This is a genomic window from Chitinophaga sp. (genome assembly GCF_036566945.1).
GTDB lineage: Bacteria > Bacteroidota > Bacteroidia > Chitinophagales > Chitinophagaceae > Chitinophaga.
The window spans coordinates 1-14,996 of record NZ_DATCVJ010000615.1 but is presented as its reverse complement, the minus strand read 5'-3'; the positions used below and the strand labels follow the sequence as shown (position 1 = coordinate 14,996).

Genomic DNA, 14,996 nt, shown 5'->3' with positions numbered 1-14,996 from the left:
TATAGCTTTTTTCACTATTGTACGTATCCGGAATGTATAACAGATAGTTGCTGATGTTCCCTCCCTTCGTGTCTATTTTCTGTACGGTAATACCGGCCGTTTGCTGAGCAAAGGTATCTTCGGCTGGCGGCTTTGTTACAGGAGGTGTGGTGACGGGTGGGGTCGTTTCTACCGGTTTAGTCGTTTCTGTTTTGGAACAGGAAAAAAGTGCGAGCGTACTCAACACAAAGACATGGCTTAAAATTTTAATTGCTCTTTTTTTCATATAACTACTATAAACTAAAAATCCCCCGGCAATACGCCGGGGGATAGGTTTTTACAATATTTTTCTCCTGCTTTATTATTATTTACAGTTTCGGGGGTTACTGCAAATAAAAACTAAAAAAACAGGAAACAAAATATTTTTTTATTGTGCAGTTATACTATTTTTTTTCGCCCATCAGCTCTACGCTTCTGTTTACGAAAGCCGTAAGGTCTGCGCCAGTCAACAGGTTCTGGGATAATAACGCCAGATCCGCCAGATTCTTTATCTGCTTCTGTTGCAGTGCATTATCACTTTCTTTCAGGATTTGTGTATATACCGGATGGTTCGCGTTTACTGTCATGCTTATTTCGTCCGGCATGTTGGCATACCAGCTCATTCCGCCGCCGCCCATTGCAGCCATATCTTTCATACGACGCATGAGTTCAGGACGTGTAACGATTACCGGTTGCGCATCTGTACTCAGGCCTTTCATTTCCACTTTGATGTTAGGTTGGGTAACCTGTGCACCAAACAATTCTTTCAGTGTACCTTCCTGCTCCTGAGATAATACGGTGGTTGAATTCTCATCTTTGTCAATCAGGTTATCTGCAATATCTGCATCCACCCGGGTAAAAGAAACGTTCTCCCATTTCATCTCCATGTTGTTGATGAAAGCTGCATCTACCATCGTTTCCATCTTCACTACAATGAAGCCTTTATTTTTTGCCGCCTGTACATAACTGTCCTGTTGTACCGGGTTGGTAGCATACAGTACCACCAGCTTCTGCTCCTTATTGGTTTGCAGTGCCGCTGCTGCGGTACGATATTCTTCCTGGGTATAAAATTTACCGCCGGCTACATCTTCCATCAACAGGAATTTGTTGGCTTTGTCCATGAACTTGTCGTCGGTCATCATACCGTATTTCACAAACAGACCAATGGAATCCCATTTATCTTCAAAAGAAGCACGATCGTTACGGAAAATTTCATCCAGTTTATCTGCTACTTTTTTAGTGATATGTGCATTGATTTTCTTTACATTCGGATCGCCCTGCAGGTAGCTACGGCTTACATTCAGCGGAATATCCGGGCTATCGATTACACCGTGCAGCAACATCAGAAATTCCGGAACAATGTCCTTTACTTCATCAGTTACGTATACCTGGTTGGAGTACAGATTGATCTTATCTTTCTGCATCTCATAGCTCTTGTTAATTTTCGGGAAGTACAGAATACCTGTAAGATTAAAAGGATAATCCACGTTCAGGTGAATCCAGAACAACGGTGCTTCAGCGTATGGGTATAATTCCTTGTAAAAATTCTGATAATCTTCTGTGGTCAGTTCACTTGGTTTCTTCGTCCAGGCGGGGCTGGTATTATTGATCTGGGTACCTTCAAAAGTAACCGGAACAGGCAGGAATTTACAGAACTTGTCCAGTATGGAACGAATGCGGCCATCTTCGAGAAATTCTTCACTTTCTTCGTTGATATACATCACGATTTCAGTGCCCCTGTCAGCTTTGGTGGTTTCTTCCAGTTCATATTCCGGACTACCATCACACTCCCAGCGAACCGCAGCAGCATCTTCTTTCCAGGATTTGGAGAAGATTTCCACTTTGCTGCTCACCATGAAAGAAGAATAAAAACCAAGACCAAAATGTCCGATGATATTGGTACCATTCTCCTGCCCTTTGTACTTCTTCAGGAACTCTTCTGCACCTGAAAATGCCACCTGGTTAATGTATTTATCTACTTCTTCTGCAGTCATACCAATACCATGATCTGCAATTGTGATTGTCTTTTTCTCTTTATCTACTCTTACGTCAATCGCGATGTCGCCCAGATCTCCTTTGAATTCTCCTACACTGGCTAATGTTTTTAACTTCTGGGTAGCATCTACCGCATTACTTACCAGCTCGCGGATAAAGATTTCATGGTCTGAATACAGGAACTTCTTAATAATTGGGAATATGTTCTCTGTTTGAACACGTATTGCACCTTTTTGCATTGGTTATCTTATTTTTTTCGTGAACATTTTTCAAAGTGTGTGCCAGCAGGGTTATACTGACAAGATGACAAGTCACAAATTAAAAAAATGTAAAATATAAATATAGCAGGGAGTGAATATACAGAACCTGCGCTTGTCTGCATAAAGTTTTATTGGAAAAGGCCGGGGGCTAACTGCTATTTTCCTTGCCTTGTTTACGATGGTATAACATCCATATAAAAATATGATATAGTTAAGTATCTTAACTATTAACAAAAAAATCATACGAAGGATGCCATGAATTCCGTAGTTTTAAGATACCGAAATCTGATTACCCCTTTCTAAAAACATACTATGGAAAAACCTCTATTCTCTCTATTATTTATTTGTTTTTTTATTTGTAATAATACAGCCGGTCAAACCAATCCTGCGGCAAAATCTTTGCCCTATCAGCAGGATTTTGATGCGTTGCCTTCTACTACCACTACCTATCCGGATGGATGGCAGGGATGGTTGTTAACTGGTGCGCCTTCCGGCACCTTCAACACTGCCACACCTTCGGGCGACAAGCCACTCATCGCCAGTGGCAGCGCCTCTTCTACCGGCAATGGTGTGTATAACTACACTGGTAAACTCGGTTTCTTAAACAGTGGTAGCGTGGATAATGCGCTGGCGCTTTCCATCAACACCGCGGGACAACAAAATGTACAGCTGAGTTACGATGTAATGACAATCAGGAATCCTTATGATGGTAATAGCAATACGAGGATTAATGAAGTAGTAGTGCAATATCGTATCGGCGATACCGGTAGTTTTATAAATATTAGTGAGACAGCCTATCAGAATGACACTATCACGCAAACCGGATCGGGTGTTACCTTGCCGCAGCATTCCGTCAATAAATCCGTGCTGTTGCCGCCAGCCTGTAATAATCAGGCAGTGATACAATTACGCTGGGTAAACCGGCAAATCAGCGGAGCCGGCTCCAGACCAGGGTTTGCCATTGATAATATAACGGCAAACGGATCTGGCAGGGATACCACTTCTCCTGTTATCAGCTTCCTGATTCCGACCAATGCAGCGGTGGGTGTGTCTCCTGTGACGTCTCCCCAAATGACCTTCAATGAAAATATTCAGGCAGGTAATGGATTTTTTTTCCTGCACAACAGCTTCGCCGGCACAACGGATAGCTTTGCTGTAAACAATCCTGCCGTGATCATTAATAGTAATATGCTCACTATTAAAAAAGTCCTGCAACCTAACCGCCATTACTACATTACAGCGGATAGCGGGGTGATAAAAGATTTGTCTGACAACGTGTTTGCGGGTATCAGTGACAGCACGCAATGGGGCTTTACTACCGGCAACCAGGAGTTGAATTATTCTTTTAACGATTGTACACCTAATGGCAGCAGTTTACTCAGTGGTGGTTTTACGCAATACAGTGTAAGTGGGGCACAGCTGTGGGGCTGCACTACCTTTGGACAAAATAACAGTAATGGTATACAGATCAATGGTTACAGTGGAGGGCCTGTTGAAAATGAAGACTGGTTGATTTCTCCGGTTTTTGATCTGACAAGTTTACATTTTCCGCTGTTACAATTCAGCAGTCGTACTGCCTTTGCCGGTCCTTCCCTTAGTTTGCGTATTTCTACCAATTACAGCGGCAGTGGCGATCCGCGACAGGCTACCTGGACAACCATCAATGGCCGCTTTCCTGATGCCGGCAGCGATGCATGGAAACTGTCTTCCGGCATCAACCTGACGCCTTTTAAACAGGGCAATGTATACATTGCTTTTGTATATACTTCGGGACCGGCAGTACAGGCTGCCCGTTGGACGATAGACGATTTTTCACTTACGGATACAATCGCCGCACCGGCGCCTACATTGAATAGCAGCCCGGCTGCCATTGATTTTGATTATGTAAAATCGGGACAAACATCGGAGTCACAAAGCATTCATTTCTGGGCCAATGATTTTACTGGCGATCTGAAAATCAATGCTCCGGCGGGTTTCAAAGTATCAAGAGACAACAGCAGCTTTAGGAACCAGGTAACTTTTACACTGGCAGATATTACAACTGGCCCGCAGGAAGTATATGTACAGTTTGCTCCCACAGCCACGGGACAAGCTTACAGCGGTACACTCTCTTTTAGCAGTACTGCTTTTTCAGACCAGGACATTACTTTATCCGGTACTTCACTGCGCTCTTTGAAAGTGGTGAACTGGAATATAGAATGGTTTGGCAGTCCTGCGCAGAACCCTGCGAATGATAGTCTGCAGCAGGCCAACGTAACCACTGTACTGAAAAAACTGGATGCCGACATTTTTGCATTGGCAGAAGTAGTGGATACCGCGCGTTTCCGGGCGGTGGTAGCACAGCTGCCGGGTTACAGCTATGTATTGTCTGATTTTGGTTCTTACGCAGACAGCCTGACGGATGTGGACTATGTGAGTGCACAGAAGCTGGCTTTTGTTTATAAAACGGCGGTGATCAGGAAGATCCGTACCTATGGCGTGCTGCGACAAGGTGGCAGCAGTAATGCCTATTATAACTGGTCGTCTGGTCGTTTCCCTTACCTGATGGAAGCTACTGCCAGATTAGACAATGATTCTGCCCGGATCCAGTTTGTATTATTACATAGTAAAGCCAATACCGGCACCAAAGCGGAAAAAATTATTTCCTGGCAGCGGCGTAAGGATGGCTTAAAAGAGCTGAAGGATACACTGGACCTGCAGTACCCTTATAATAATATTATTATGTTGGGAGATTTTAATGATGACTTGTCCAAGACTATTACCACGGAATTACTACCGGATACCACCACTTCCTACATTGACTTTATGAACGATAGCAGTGATTACAGGCCGCTGACGTTGCCGTTAAGTTTATCGGGGCAACGATCTACGACTAGTTATCCTTCTGTGATTGACAATGTTATTGCCTCGAATGAAGTGGGAGTAGCTTACATAGCAAACTCTGCAAGAGTTCAAACACAGGTAGAGAAGCTGGTGAGCAGTTATGGTACTACTACTACTGACCACTACCCGGTTATGAGCCGGTATAGCTTGCCGGTATTGGCGAATCCTTTGCCGGTAACGGCTTTTGACGCCAAAAAGGATGGTAGTAAGGTATTGGTGAGTTGGCAAACGCCGTATGAAATCAACAGCAAATACTTTGTGGTAGAGCGTTCCCGGAATTATCAGACTTATGAGGCAGCAGATACAGTGGCTGCGCATGGCAGTACCCGGGAGGCATCGGCTTATATTGCCTATGACGAAAAGCCGTGGTTAGGGTTTTCACAGTACCGGTTAAAAATAGTGGGGTTGGATAGCAGTATCCGGTACAGCCCGGTTAAAATAGTTTTCATGGCAGATAAAGATCTGTTATGGAAGCTTTTATGGTGTATATTGGGCCGCCAGTTACAGTACTGGATCGACTGGCCATTGGGAGGCCCGGCAAGTGTGCAGTTGATAGATGTGCAGGGGCATATCCGTTACCAGAGCCGGACAACGTTGATCAAGGGTAAAAACTATAAAACTATTGATATCGGGCAGCTGCCGACGGGTATTTATTTCCTGAGGGTACAGTCGGGAGAACAGGTGCAGGTTAGCAAGATTCTCATTAACCACTGATCTTTTTTGAAAAAACCATGCAACGAGACGCCGCCCTGGACCACCGGGGCGGCTTTTTATATTCCATCTTTTTGATTATCAACAACATACACATACGCCGTAAGATATTTAGGGAATAACGGTCTAATCGCGTGGAAATAAGGAATAGTTCAGTATCTTTGCGGTCCTAATTTTTTAATTAAACCATTTAAAACAGGGAATTATGAACTACGAATTGATGGTGATCTTTACCCCTGTGCTTTCTGAGGACGACTACAAAGCCGCCCAAAAGAAATTCGCTGATATCATTAAAGATAACGGCGGAGAAATCACGCACGAAAATCCCTGGGGATTAAGATCACTGGCGTATCCTATCCGGAAGAAAACTACAGGAATGTATGTTGTTCTGGAATACAATGCGCCATCCGACCTCAATGAGAAGCTGAAAATCCAGCTGAATCGCGACGAAAATGTATTACGTCACATGGTTACTGCGCTGGATAAGCACGCTGTTACTTACAACGGCCGCAAAAGACATGGCGTAAATGCTGAATCTAAAACCACTGAAGCTTAAAACTATGGCAGTTAAACCGAAACAAGAAATCAAGTACTTAACGGCCGTAAAAACCGAGAAACGTCAGAAGAAATACTGCCGTTTCAAGAAGTTGGGCATCAGGTACGTAGATTACAAAGACGCGGAGTTTTTGAAGAAATTTTTGAACGATCAGGGCAAGATGTTGCCACGTCGTATTACGGGTAACTCCCTGAAATTTCAGCGTAAAGTAGCCCAGGCTATTAAGAAAGCTCGTCAAATGGCTTTATTGCCTTATGTTACTGACCTTTTAAAGTAAGAAGTTATGCAAATTATCTTAATACAAGACGTAGATAACCTGGGTCAGAAGAATGAACTGGTTAGCGTAAAAAATGGTTACGCCAGGAATTTTCTGATTCCTCAGAAATTTGCAGTGGAAGCAAGCCCTTCTAACATGAAGCAACTGCAGGAACGCCTGAAGGTGCAGAAAGTGAAAGAAGAGAAACTGCTGGCTGAAATTGCGAAAGTAGTGGAAGTTCTGAAAGCTTCTCCTGTTAAAATTGGCGCTAAAACCGGTACTTCCGGTAAAATATTCGGTAGCGTAACTGGTGTTCAGATTGCACGTGCAATTAAAGAACAGAAAGGTTATGAAATCGACCGTCGCCGCATCCACATCCTGGATGACGTGAAAGAACTGGGTACATACAAAGCTCGCCTCGATTTCGGTAAAGGCAACGAAACCGAACTGGAATTTGAAGTAGTAGCTGAGTAATATTCCAACTTGTTGGAAAAGGAAACTTCCCGGGCTGAATCAGCCCGGGATTTTTTTTGTATCAAAATGATTGCGTTTATGTTTCGTTAACGAGTAGCAGCGCGATTGTTGGTAGATTTGGTTATATTTGTAATGTAACCACAATGAAACCAGCAAAACACATATCGACACCTGATCCTAAAGTCATCGCTATCCTGAAGAAGATCATAGAGGATAAGAAATTGATTCATGATTACATTACGAATGGCCGTGATTTATCTGAATTAAAATCTAAAGGTATTAAGTTTGTTCAGCCCTTATAATCTTTCCCAGCTACAAGTCGGGTTATATGAATTTACAACAGATCAAGCCGTTGTTTATTCCGTTTATTTTGGAGATGGCAAAAGTTATTTCCAGAACTACCCCGAATTTTCTAATGACGTTCTCACTTTCGGATTCGACAGGATTACGTCATCTGATCATAAGTCTCGTATGGACATACGGGTCAGAATTACAATTACTCACGTAATTACTAATTTCCTGATGGATAATCAGGATAACGTTTTATTTCTTTGTTTGCGATAGCGCAGACAAGAAAGGGGCTGCAAGAATGCGAATGTTCGAATATTGGTGCAGGCAGCAAAAAAACAGTTTCCTTGAAAAACACAATGAATCCATCACTTCACCTGAAGTAGATATCCACTGCTCCATTATTTTGCATGCAAATAATACTTTAAAAGATTACATCATTTCCTGCTTTCGCAGCCTTAGCAATTCTACCACCGAAAAACTCAAATCTTATTAGTATTTTCATACCCTTATTCCGCCATGAGTATGAAAAATGTTATCTACTGTTTACTTTGCGTCATCGCTGTTTCCGCCTGTAGTACCAATAAATACAAGGCAGCCGTTCCCAGGCTGACGACTATTGGCATTCGCGGCGATAGTATTCCCCAGTATACCTTTCAATATGATGCTGCAGGTAACCTGCAGGAACTGGTGCATCATCAACAGTTTAATGATACGGATGTAAGTACCTTCTTTTACGATAGCGCTCATCGCATTACCGCTATGACTTTGTCTTGCCGGGATAGCAACAAGGTACAGGAGCGGGCCAGGGTAACAGCCTGGGATCATGATGGCAACGTAACGGCCATACAATATTTCGATGCAGCGGAACGTCCGCTGCGCACGGCCAGCATCCGCTGGAAAAAAGGCCTGCCGGAAGTGATGAAATACTCCGATTCCACACAGGCCATCAGCTGGAATTACAAACAGGGAAATCCTGAGCGGAAGGATATCTGCATAGATACCTTTGCAGGGAAAAAAGAAGATACCCTGATAACTTTGCGCACTGCCCATTACGAATGGGATGATTCTATTAATCCCATGCGTCCGATTTTAAACCAATTGCTCATCAGTCATGCGGTAGCACCGGCTATTTATCTGACACCAATGGGAGACCTTAGCAATGCCTTTCTTCATTTGAGTACCAATAATCCTTCACTGGTAAAGATTACAGAAAAGGAAAAATCAATCTATCAGCAACATTTCCAGGAGTATGAACGTTCCACAGTAGTGCAATACACTTACAACTACAATGGTAACGGATATCCAACAGGCGCCTGGGTACACCTGCACAGTGAAGGTTTCACCAAACAGGATACAGATACCGAGTTTATAATGGAATATCGTTACGAGTAAGCGTTATTGGTGTTTTTTCATTAACTTTTAGGAGATGAAAATCACAGACCGACTTAAAATAATGCCGGTTACACTGGTGTTGATAACCATAAATGTGTGCGTGTTTCTATGGACTATCATCACAGGAATGGATATCTGGTGGGGAGATGCCACAGCATTATTACATGCCGGCGCCAACTACTGGCCATTAACCATAGGGCATCGGGAGTACTGGCGACTGTTAACCAGTATGTTTTTGCACGCGGGATTATGGCACCTTGTCACCAATATGCTGGGATTGTTCATCGGCGGCTTTTTCCTGGAGCCGGTACTACGGAGTTTCCGATATAGTGCAGCTTATATTATTACCGGCCTTATTTCAGACTATGTCAGTATCTGGTTTCACAAAGGTGCCATAGGAGTTGGCGCCTCCGGGGCTATTTTTGGTATTTATGGGGTGTTTCTGGCGCTGTTGACCACTTCACTCTTCCACCGGGAAACACGCAAGGCTTTCCTGGCTTATATAGGCTTATTTATAGCATTAAACGTAGTAGCTGCTGTTGTTTCGCAGGGAGTAGACAACGCAGCACACCTGGTTGGCTTTCTGAGTGGTGCTTTAATCGGCTATCTTTTCTTTTTTACTTTAACAAAAGCAGACGGAGAAAGACTATCCGCGTAACCATTCTCCCAAAATTCTAAATACTTACATTTGTACACTTAAATGCGACAAAAGATGATGAATAAGTTATGGTTCCTGCTCTGTGCAGCCACAATACTCGTATTTGGCTGCAAAAATAAACAGACAGGCAATGCTACCGCAGCCAACGATTCCACACCGCCAGCCATTCATAGTATCCCTGATGATACCGTTCAGATGGGAAGCAAAACTTTTTTTGTCTACTTTATTGAGAAAAAAGATTTCGATAAATATCCCCTTCCTCCGGTAGATTCCAGCGAAGCAGATGTGCTGGCAAAAGATACCCTCGTAAAACGGGAAGGTAACCGGCTGACCATTCAACTGCAAAATGGCAAGCAAAGAATTATGGCCAATAATAGCAGTGAAGGAGAAGATTATATCGGCTATACCTATGCCGCTAACTACCCGGTTATTAAACGAAAAGGATTTTTTGTAACCTATTATGAAGGCAGTGCCTTTGAGCTGGTGAACTCCTTAAACGGAGATTCCATGGTCACCTGGTCTGCTCCTGCTATTTCGCCCGATAAAAAATATATTGTCACCGCCTCTATGGACCTCGTGGCCGCCTTTGATCCCAATGGATTTCAATTGTTTTCAGTAAATAATAACGAAATAAAACCGGTGGGAGAAGTAAGCCTTACCGACTGGGGGCCGGGTATGGTACAGTGGATCAATAACAAAACTATTCTGTCTGAATATATTACCATCGATGAAGAAGGAAATACGCAGATACAATATGTAAAAATGGTGATGCAATAAAGACTATTTAGTATATTTAAATAGCCATCATCAACATCAAATCCACGCATACATGAAAAAACTGATCACTTCAGGATTATTGCTGGTATTTACTTGTTACTATACAGCATTTGCTACGAAAACACCCGTAAATACACGATTTCAGTCCCCTACGATGAACGTGGAAGGCACAGCCAGTTCCATTGTAAGTAAGCTGGATAAATCACTGCTGCTCACCGATGTACAAAAGCCTAAACTACTCAATATTGTAACGGGTTATTTGAAACAAAAAGTGGCTATTCAACCCTTGCAACAAAGTAATCAAAAAGCTTACACTACCAAGATGAACAGCATGCAAAACGGACTCCAATCAAAATTAAAACCACTGCTTACGCTTACGCAGTACACCGAGTACCTTGGTTTGAAGCCAAAGTCGTTCGATGAAACCAATGTTTTGTCGCAATTGTATTATTATTAAGCTGAAAGCATAAAGGATAAAGCAAAAAGCTATTGTGGCGAATGATTACAGCGGAAATGATATTCGCGCGGATCATTCGCCACAATAGCTTTTTACTTTATCCTTTATGCTTTCCGCTTTACACAACAATTTGTCTGTCGCGGGCTATAATCCTCCAGTTGGCGGTAACCGTATTTCCGGTTGCTACATAAGCCTTCTCGTATAAAGCAACGGTAGGACAAATATGCAACGGTACCCCATAAAACACGGTGCCTACCGGATATAACGAGGCATCTGCTACCTTAAGTACCAGGTGTTCCTCGCTTTGTGAAACCGGTGTTGCTGCCGGAGCATTGAGGAAATGTACTCTTGGCTGCGGGCTTTCAGCGGCCACCGATTTATGTCCCAGGTCCAGACAAATATGCGTTTCATCAATCACGGAAATAACACGGCTGATCACCAGTACAGCCCATTTAAATGCCTGCTCCGGTAAATTCCTGCCATATCCCCAATCCCAGAAAATAAAGGTGCCCGGGCTACATTGAATGTGCTTTCTTTTTGCGTGTATCGGAAAAGTGGGACTGCCACCTGCCACAATCACCGGCTGCGGAAGATTACTGGCTTCGATCTGATCTGCCAGTGCTGCTACCGGTGCATAAGCTGCATCACATTTTTCTTTTCGTACGTCCATATCCGTATCATGAATATGGCCGTCGTAAGCATGCAGTCCTGCTGGTATTACTCCTGGCAACTTATGCAGATACTGATATAGTTCCAACGCAGCTGCGCCGGGTTTGATACCGGTGCGGTTCATTCCCACATTCAAATCCACGTATACTGGTAACCGGCGCCCCTGGGCAGCAAATATGTCACTGATGGCCAATGCTGTTTCCGGATTGTCGGTAATACAGGAGAAAACCGTTTGAGGATATTTCTGGACGAGTTCGAGTAAACGCACCACCTTGGGGCCTACCGGCTGGTAGGCCAGTAATACATCGGGGGCATTTACCATTCCCAGCATCTCTGCTTCTGCGATGGTGGCACATTTAAAACGCTGTATGCCAGCCTCCAACATCAGTTGCGCCACTTCTGAAATCTTATTTGTTTTTACGTGTGGTCGTAACCGTTGTATATCATCGATCATCGTTTTTAGCAATGAAATATTTTCTGCTACCCTGTCTTTATAAATAACAACTGCCGGAGAATCCACCTGCGCGGCATTTGTAAGCTGATACCATTCCATGAAAATAAAATTTACAACTATTTATTTTATTCGTTTCCCTGCACGTAAACAAAGAAAACATTATTACGTGTATCCATCTCCGTTATACCACCATACTTAACAGCAAACAACCGATCAAACCTGTAATGGAAACAATCGTCTCCATCACCGACCATGTTTTAATGGTATCCTTCACCGACAAGTTAAAGTATTCCTTGAACATCCAAAAACCGGCATCATTGACATGTGAAAACATCAGGCTGCCAGCGCCAGTGGCCAGCACCATCAAATTGGGATTTACACCGGAGGCCACTATCATAGGTGCTACAATACCAGCAGTAGTTAATCCTGCAACGGTGGCAGATCCTATACATACCCGGATAATGGCTGCAATACCCCATGCCAGCAACAACGGATGCAGGTGCATATTCTGCAGTGTTTCCGCGATATAACTGCTTACCTTACTATCATGCAATAACTGTGTAAGCGCACCGGAGCCACCTATTACAAGAATAATCACGGCTACATCTCTTACCGCATCATCCATAATGCCCATTACTTTTTTGGCTGGCATCCCTCTTCCCAATCCCAGTAAATACATGCCGTTTAATACAGCCAGCAACATCACGATCAATGGTTCTCCCACCCAGCTGGCTACCTGGTAGAGTATATTATCTTCCTTTACAAATACCTTCACCAGCGCTGTTACCGCCAGTAAAAACACCGGCAATAATGCCGCAAACAAACTGGTAAACATACCTGGTAATTGTTCTTCCGGAATAGGGGCCGCTACAAACATCTTTCCCGGAGGATTTGTATAATGCTTCAGGAAACGGGAGAATACCGGTCCGGCTAAAATAATAGCAGGTATAGCCACCATGATACCAAATACGAGGGTCATCCCCATATTCGCGTGAAACTGTTGTACCAATGCAGTGGGTGAAGGATGTGGTGGCAAATAGCCGTGAGTAACAGACAAAGAGGCCAACATCGGAATACCAAGGTATACCACCGGCAATTTCGTACGTGCTGCTACCGTGAATATCAACGGTACCATCAACACAAATCCTATATTATAAAACAAGGGAATACCTACTATAAAGCCCGTGAGCATCAGGGACCATTGCACATACTTTGGGCCAAACAGGTTCATCAGTCCACCGGCTATTTTCTGCCCTGCCCCGCTTTCTGCTACCAGCTTGCCTAACATACTGCCGAAGACGATGATCACAATCAGCGATCCAAGTGTTTTACCAATGCCGGTTTGAATAGACTGGGTAATATCCGTTACATTCATATGTAACGCCAGTCCCATCAGCAAAGACACTATCAGGAAAGAAAGGAAAGTATTTAACCGCAGCCAGGTGACGAGTATGACCAGCAATATAATAGCAGCAATAACGATTAATAAGGGCATATCTTACTGTTTTACATGAACATGGAAAACAACAAGATAATAAAATATTACTCGTATCTCAAGGCAATGATAGGATCTAACTTGGAGGCTTTGTAGGCAGGATAAATACCTGAAACCAGTCCCACTGCGGCACATATGGTGACCCCTATAATGATCCATAACCAAGGTACAATAAACGCGGATTTTAGTAGTACTGACACAATATTTCCCAGTAGCATGCCCATGATCACTCCAATCACACCACCCATTACACTGATAATAATGGCCTCATACAGGAATTGGGTGCGTACTACGTGACTGGTGGCGCCCAATGCCTTTGTCACGCCTATTTCCCGGGTACGTTCTGCCACAGACACCAGCATGATGTTCATCAGTCCGATCGCTGAGCCGAAAAGTGTAATAAACGCAATCACAATAGCAAAGAGGTTCACCTTACTAAGGCTGGCGAACAACATTTCAGCAATGCTATCACTCTTGCTGAGCATAAAATTATCTTCTTCATTGACAGCCAGCCCACGGATTACCCGGAAAAGACCGGTAGCTTCTCCCTGTGCAGCATCCATTTGCTTGATGTCATTCACATTTACACCTATCTGATAACTGGCGCCGGGGCGATTAAATACCCTGCGTGTATTATTGACCGTGGTAATGACCACATTATCGGCACTCATCATTTTACTGCTTCCTTTGGTAGTCAGCACACCTATTACCCTGTAACGGATATCGCCTACCCGAATACTGCTGTTCACCACATTTTTCAGTTGCTTTCCGAATATCTTTTGTGCCACATCATTACCCAGTATGGCTACGTTTCTGCCCGACTGCACATCCAGCGTATTAAAATCCCTGCCCTGTGAAATCTCATAATTGGAAATCTTCAGGTAGTTCTCATCTCCCCCTATTACCTGTACATTAGGATTTGTTTTTTTCTCATCCTTGTATATGGTAGCAATACCAGTTGCCTGGAAAGAAACGCTCACGATTGCCGGAAAGGCATAACGATCCCGGAACGCAATGGCTTCCTGGTAGGTGATTATTTTATTACTATTGGATTTTTTTACTTTCTTGATATTCTTGTTGCCTTTGGAAGCTTTATTGCCGCCATCATCGCCGATATGCACCTGCATACCCCGGTTACGGATAGAAAAACTATTGGCACCCATACTCGCAAAGCTGCTGTAGATATTATTCTTCATGCTATCTATCGCGGTAAGAATACCCACCAGTACTGTAATACCCAATGCGATAATAGCCACAGTAAGTCCTGTGCGCAATTTATTCCCAGTTACAGAACGATATGCCAGTGAAAAAATATCTCTTGATTGCATAATGACGGGTTACCTATAAAGTTAATGTAATATAGCTATTAAATCCATTCCTTTTGGGATGAACGGCGGAAAGCGGAAAGCCGAAGGCACAAAGCAAAAAGCTATTAAAGCGAGTGACCAGAGCGGAATTAGATCCTTTGCTCTGGTCACTCGCTTTAATAGCTTTTTGCTTTATCCTTTCTGCTTTTGGCCTTCTACAGCCAGCATAATAACAGGTTCGGGAACAGTCCTAATACCAGTACCAGTGCAATGGTCAGGATCAATCCAGCTTTAAAGCCACCGGAGATATTTTCCACTTCCGGTTCGCCGGTTTTGAAATACA

Annotated in this window: 14 protein-coding genes; 9 read left to right on the top strand and 5 right to left on the bottom strand. The window is 43.5% G+C overall.

Features of this window, described 5'->3' with window-relative positions; translation table 11 throughout:
* Both VIP81_RS18880 and htpG read right to left on the bottom strand, forming a co-directional pair.
* The coding region (locus VIP81_RS18880; protein ID WP_331964529.1) for a hypothetical protein at nt 1–265 on the bottom strand (265 nt) is incomplete at its 3' end.
* A 157-nt stretch (nt 266–422) separates the two neighbouring features.
* Nucleotides 423–2,252 (bottom strand): molecular chaperone HtpG, encoded by a 1,830-nt coding sequence (gene htpG / locus VIP81_RS18875; protein WP_331964526.1) that lies wholly within the window; start codon nt 2,250–2,252, stop codon nt 423–425.
* A gap of 333 nt (nt 2,253–2,585) precedes the next feature.
* Here htpG and VIP81_RS18870 point away from each other — a divergent pair, with 333 nt between their 5' ends.
* The 9 genes from VIP81_RS18870 to VIP81_RS18835 all read left to right on the top strand — a co-directional run bounded on the left by VIP81_RS18870 (nt 2,586) and on the right by VIP81_RS18835 (nt 10,728).
* On the top strand, nt 2,586–5,870 hold the full coding sequence (locus VIP81_RS18870) for an Ig-like domain-containing protein (RefSeq protein WP_331964523.1): 3,285 nt from the start codon (nt 2,586–2,588) through the stop codon (nt 5,868–5,870).
* Between the two features lie 202 nt (nt 5,871–6,072).
* On the top strand, nt 6,073–6,423 hold the full coding sequence (rpsF, locus tag VIP81_RS18865) for a 30S ribosomal protein S6 (RefSeq protein ID WP_245898643.1): 351 nt from the start codon (nt 6,073–6,075) through the stop codon (nt 6,421–6,423).
* Between the two features lie 4 nt (nt 6,424–6,427).
* Nucleotides 6,428–6,700 (top strand): 30S ribosomal protein S18, encoded by a 273-nt coding sequence (gene rpsR / locus VIP81_RS18860; RefSeq protein ID WP_133806446.1) that lies wholly within the window; start codon nt 6,428–6,430, stop codon nt 6,698–6,700.
* A gap of 6 nt (nt 6,701–6,706) precedes the next feature.
* On the top strand, nt 6,707–7,153 hold the full coding sequence (gene rplI / locus VIP81_RS18855; protein ID WP_079469410.1) for a 50S ribosomal protein L9: 447 nt from the start codon (nt 6,707–6,709) through the stop codon (nt 7,151–7,153).
* Between the two features lie 526 nt (nt 7,154–7,679).
* Complete coding sequence (locus tag VIP81_RS33785; RefSeq protein WP_414649349.1) at nt 7,680–7,937, top strand: DUF6169 family protein; 258 nt, start codon at nt 7,680–7,682, stop codon at nt 7,935–7,937.
* A 29-nt stretch (nt 7,938–7,966) separates the two neighbouring features.
* A complete protein-coding gene (locus VIP81_RS18850; protein ID WP_331964509.1) occupies nt 7,967–8,836 on the top strand; it encodes a hypothetical protein in 870 nt (289 codons plus the stop codon).
* A gap of 34 nt (nt 8,837–8,870) precedes the next feature.
* Complete coding sequence (locus VIP81_RS18845) at nt 8,871–9,494, top strand: rhomboid family intramembrane serine protease (protein ID WP_331964506.1); 624 nt, start codon at nt 8,871–8,873, stop codon at nt 9,492–9,494.
* Between the two features lie 54 nt (nt 9,495–9,548).
* Entirely contained in the window at nt 9,549–10,271 is a 723-nt protein-coding gene (locus VIP81_RS18840) for a hypothetical protein (RefSeq protein ID WP_331964503.1), read from the top strand.
* Nucleotides 10,272–10,323: 52 nt separating this feature from the next.
* Nucleotides 10,324–10,728, top strand: coding sequence for a hypothetical protein (locus VIP81_RS18835; RefSeq protein ID WP_331964500.1), 405 nt, complete (start codon nt 10,324–10,326; stop codon nt 10,726–10,728).
* A 118-nt stretch (nt 10,729–10,846) separates the two neighbouring features.
* On the opposite strand, the gene VIP81_RS18830 is transcribed toward VIP81_RS18835, so the two are convergent.
* The 3 genes from VIP81_RS18830 to VIP81_RS18820 all read right to left on the bottom strand — a co-directional run bounded on the left by VIP81_RS18830 (nt 10,847) and on the right by VIP81_RS18820 (nt 14,674).
* Nucleotides 10,847–11,950 (bottom strand): D-TA family PLP-dependent enzyme, encoded by a 1,104-nt coding sequence (locus tag VIP81_RS18830; protein ID WP_331964497.1) that lies wholly within the window; start codon nt 11,948–11,950, stop codon nt 10,847–10,849.
* An 82-nt stretch (nt 11,951–12,032) separates the two neighbouring features.
* Nucleotides 12,033–13,346, bottom strand: coding sequence for a gluconate:H+ symporter (locus VIP81_RS18825; RefSeq protein ID WP_331964491.1), 1,314 nt, complete (start codon nt 13,344–13,346; stop codon nt 12,033–12,035).
* 47 nt (nt 13,347–13,393) lie between these two features.
* Complete coding sequence (locus tag VIP81_RS18820; protein WP_331964487.1) at nt 13,394–14,674, bottom strand: ABC transporter permease; 1,281 nt, start codon at nt 14,672–14,674, stop codon at nt 13,394–13,396.
* Between the last annotated feature and the right edge of the window lie 322 nt (nt 14,675–14,996).

Bases quoted from the DNA above. Each gene is read 5' to 3' on its own strand.
- VIP81_RS18830 (WP_331964497.1), bottom strand. From the start codon at position 11,950: ATGGAATGGTATCAGCTTACAAATGCCGCGCAGGTGGATTCTCCGGCA.
- VIP81_RS18845 (WP_331964506.1), top strand. From the start codon at position 8,871: ATGAAAATCACAGACCGACTTAAAATAATGCCGGTTACACTGGTGTTG.
- VIP81_RS18835 (WP_331964500.1), top strand. From the start codon at position 10,324: ATGAAAAAACTGATCACTTCAGGATTATTGCTGGTATTTACTTGTTAC.
- rpsR (WP_133806446.1), top strand. From the start codon at position 6,428: ATGGCAGTTAAACCGAAACAAGAAATCAAGTACTTAACGGCCGTAAAA.
- rpsF (WP_245898643.1), top strand. From the start codon at position 6,073: ATGAACTACGAATTGATGGTGATCTTTACCCCTGTGCTTTCTGAGGAC.
- VIP81_RS18820 (WP_331964487.1), bottom strand. From the start codon at position 14,674: ATGCAATCAAGAGATATTTTTTCACTGGCATATCGTTCTGTAACTGGG.
- htpG (WP_331964526.1), bottom strand. From the start codon at position 2,252: ATGCAAAAAGGTGCAATACGTGTTCAAACAGAGAACATATTCCCAATT.
- VIP81_RS18840 (WP_331964503.1), top strand. From the start codon at position 9,549: ATGATGAATAAGTTATGGTTCCTGCTCTGTGCAGCCACAATACTCGTA.
- VIP81_RS18850 (WP_331964509.1), top strand. From the start codon at position 7,967: ATGAAAAATGTTATCTACTGTTTACTTTGCGTCATCGCTGTTTCCGCC.
- VIP81_RS18870 (WP_331964523.1), top strand. From the start codon at position 2,586: ATGGAAAAACCTCTATTCTCTCTATTATTTATTTGTTTTTTTATTTGT.
- rplI (WP_079469410.1), top strand. From the start codon at position 6,707: ATGCAAATTATCTTAATACAAGACGTAGATAACCTGGGTCAGAAGAAT.
- VIP81_RS18825 (WP_331964491.1), bottom strand. From the start codon at position 13,346: ATGCCCTTATTAATCGTTATTGCTGCTATTATATTGCTGGTCATACTC.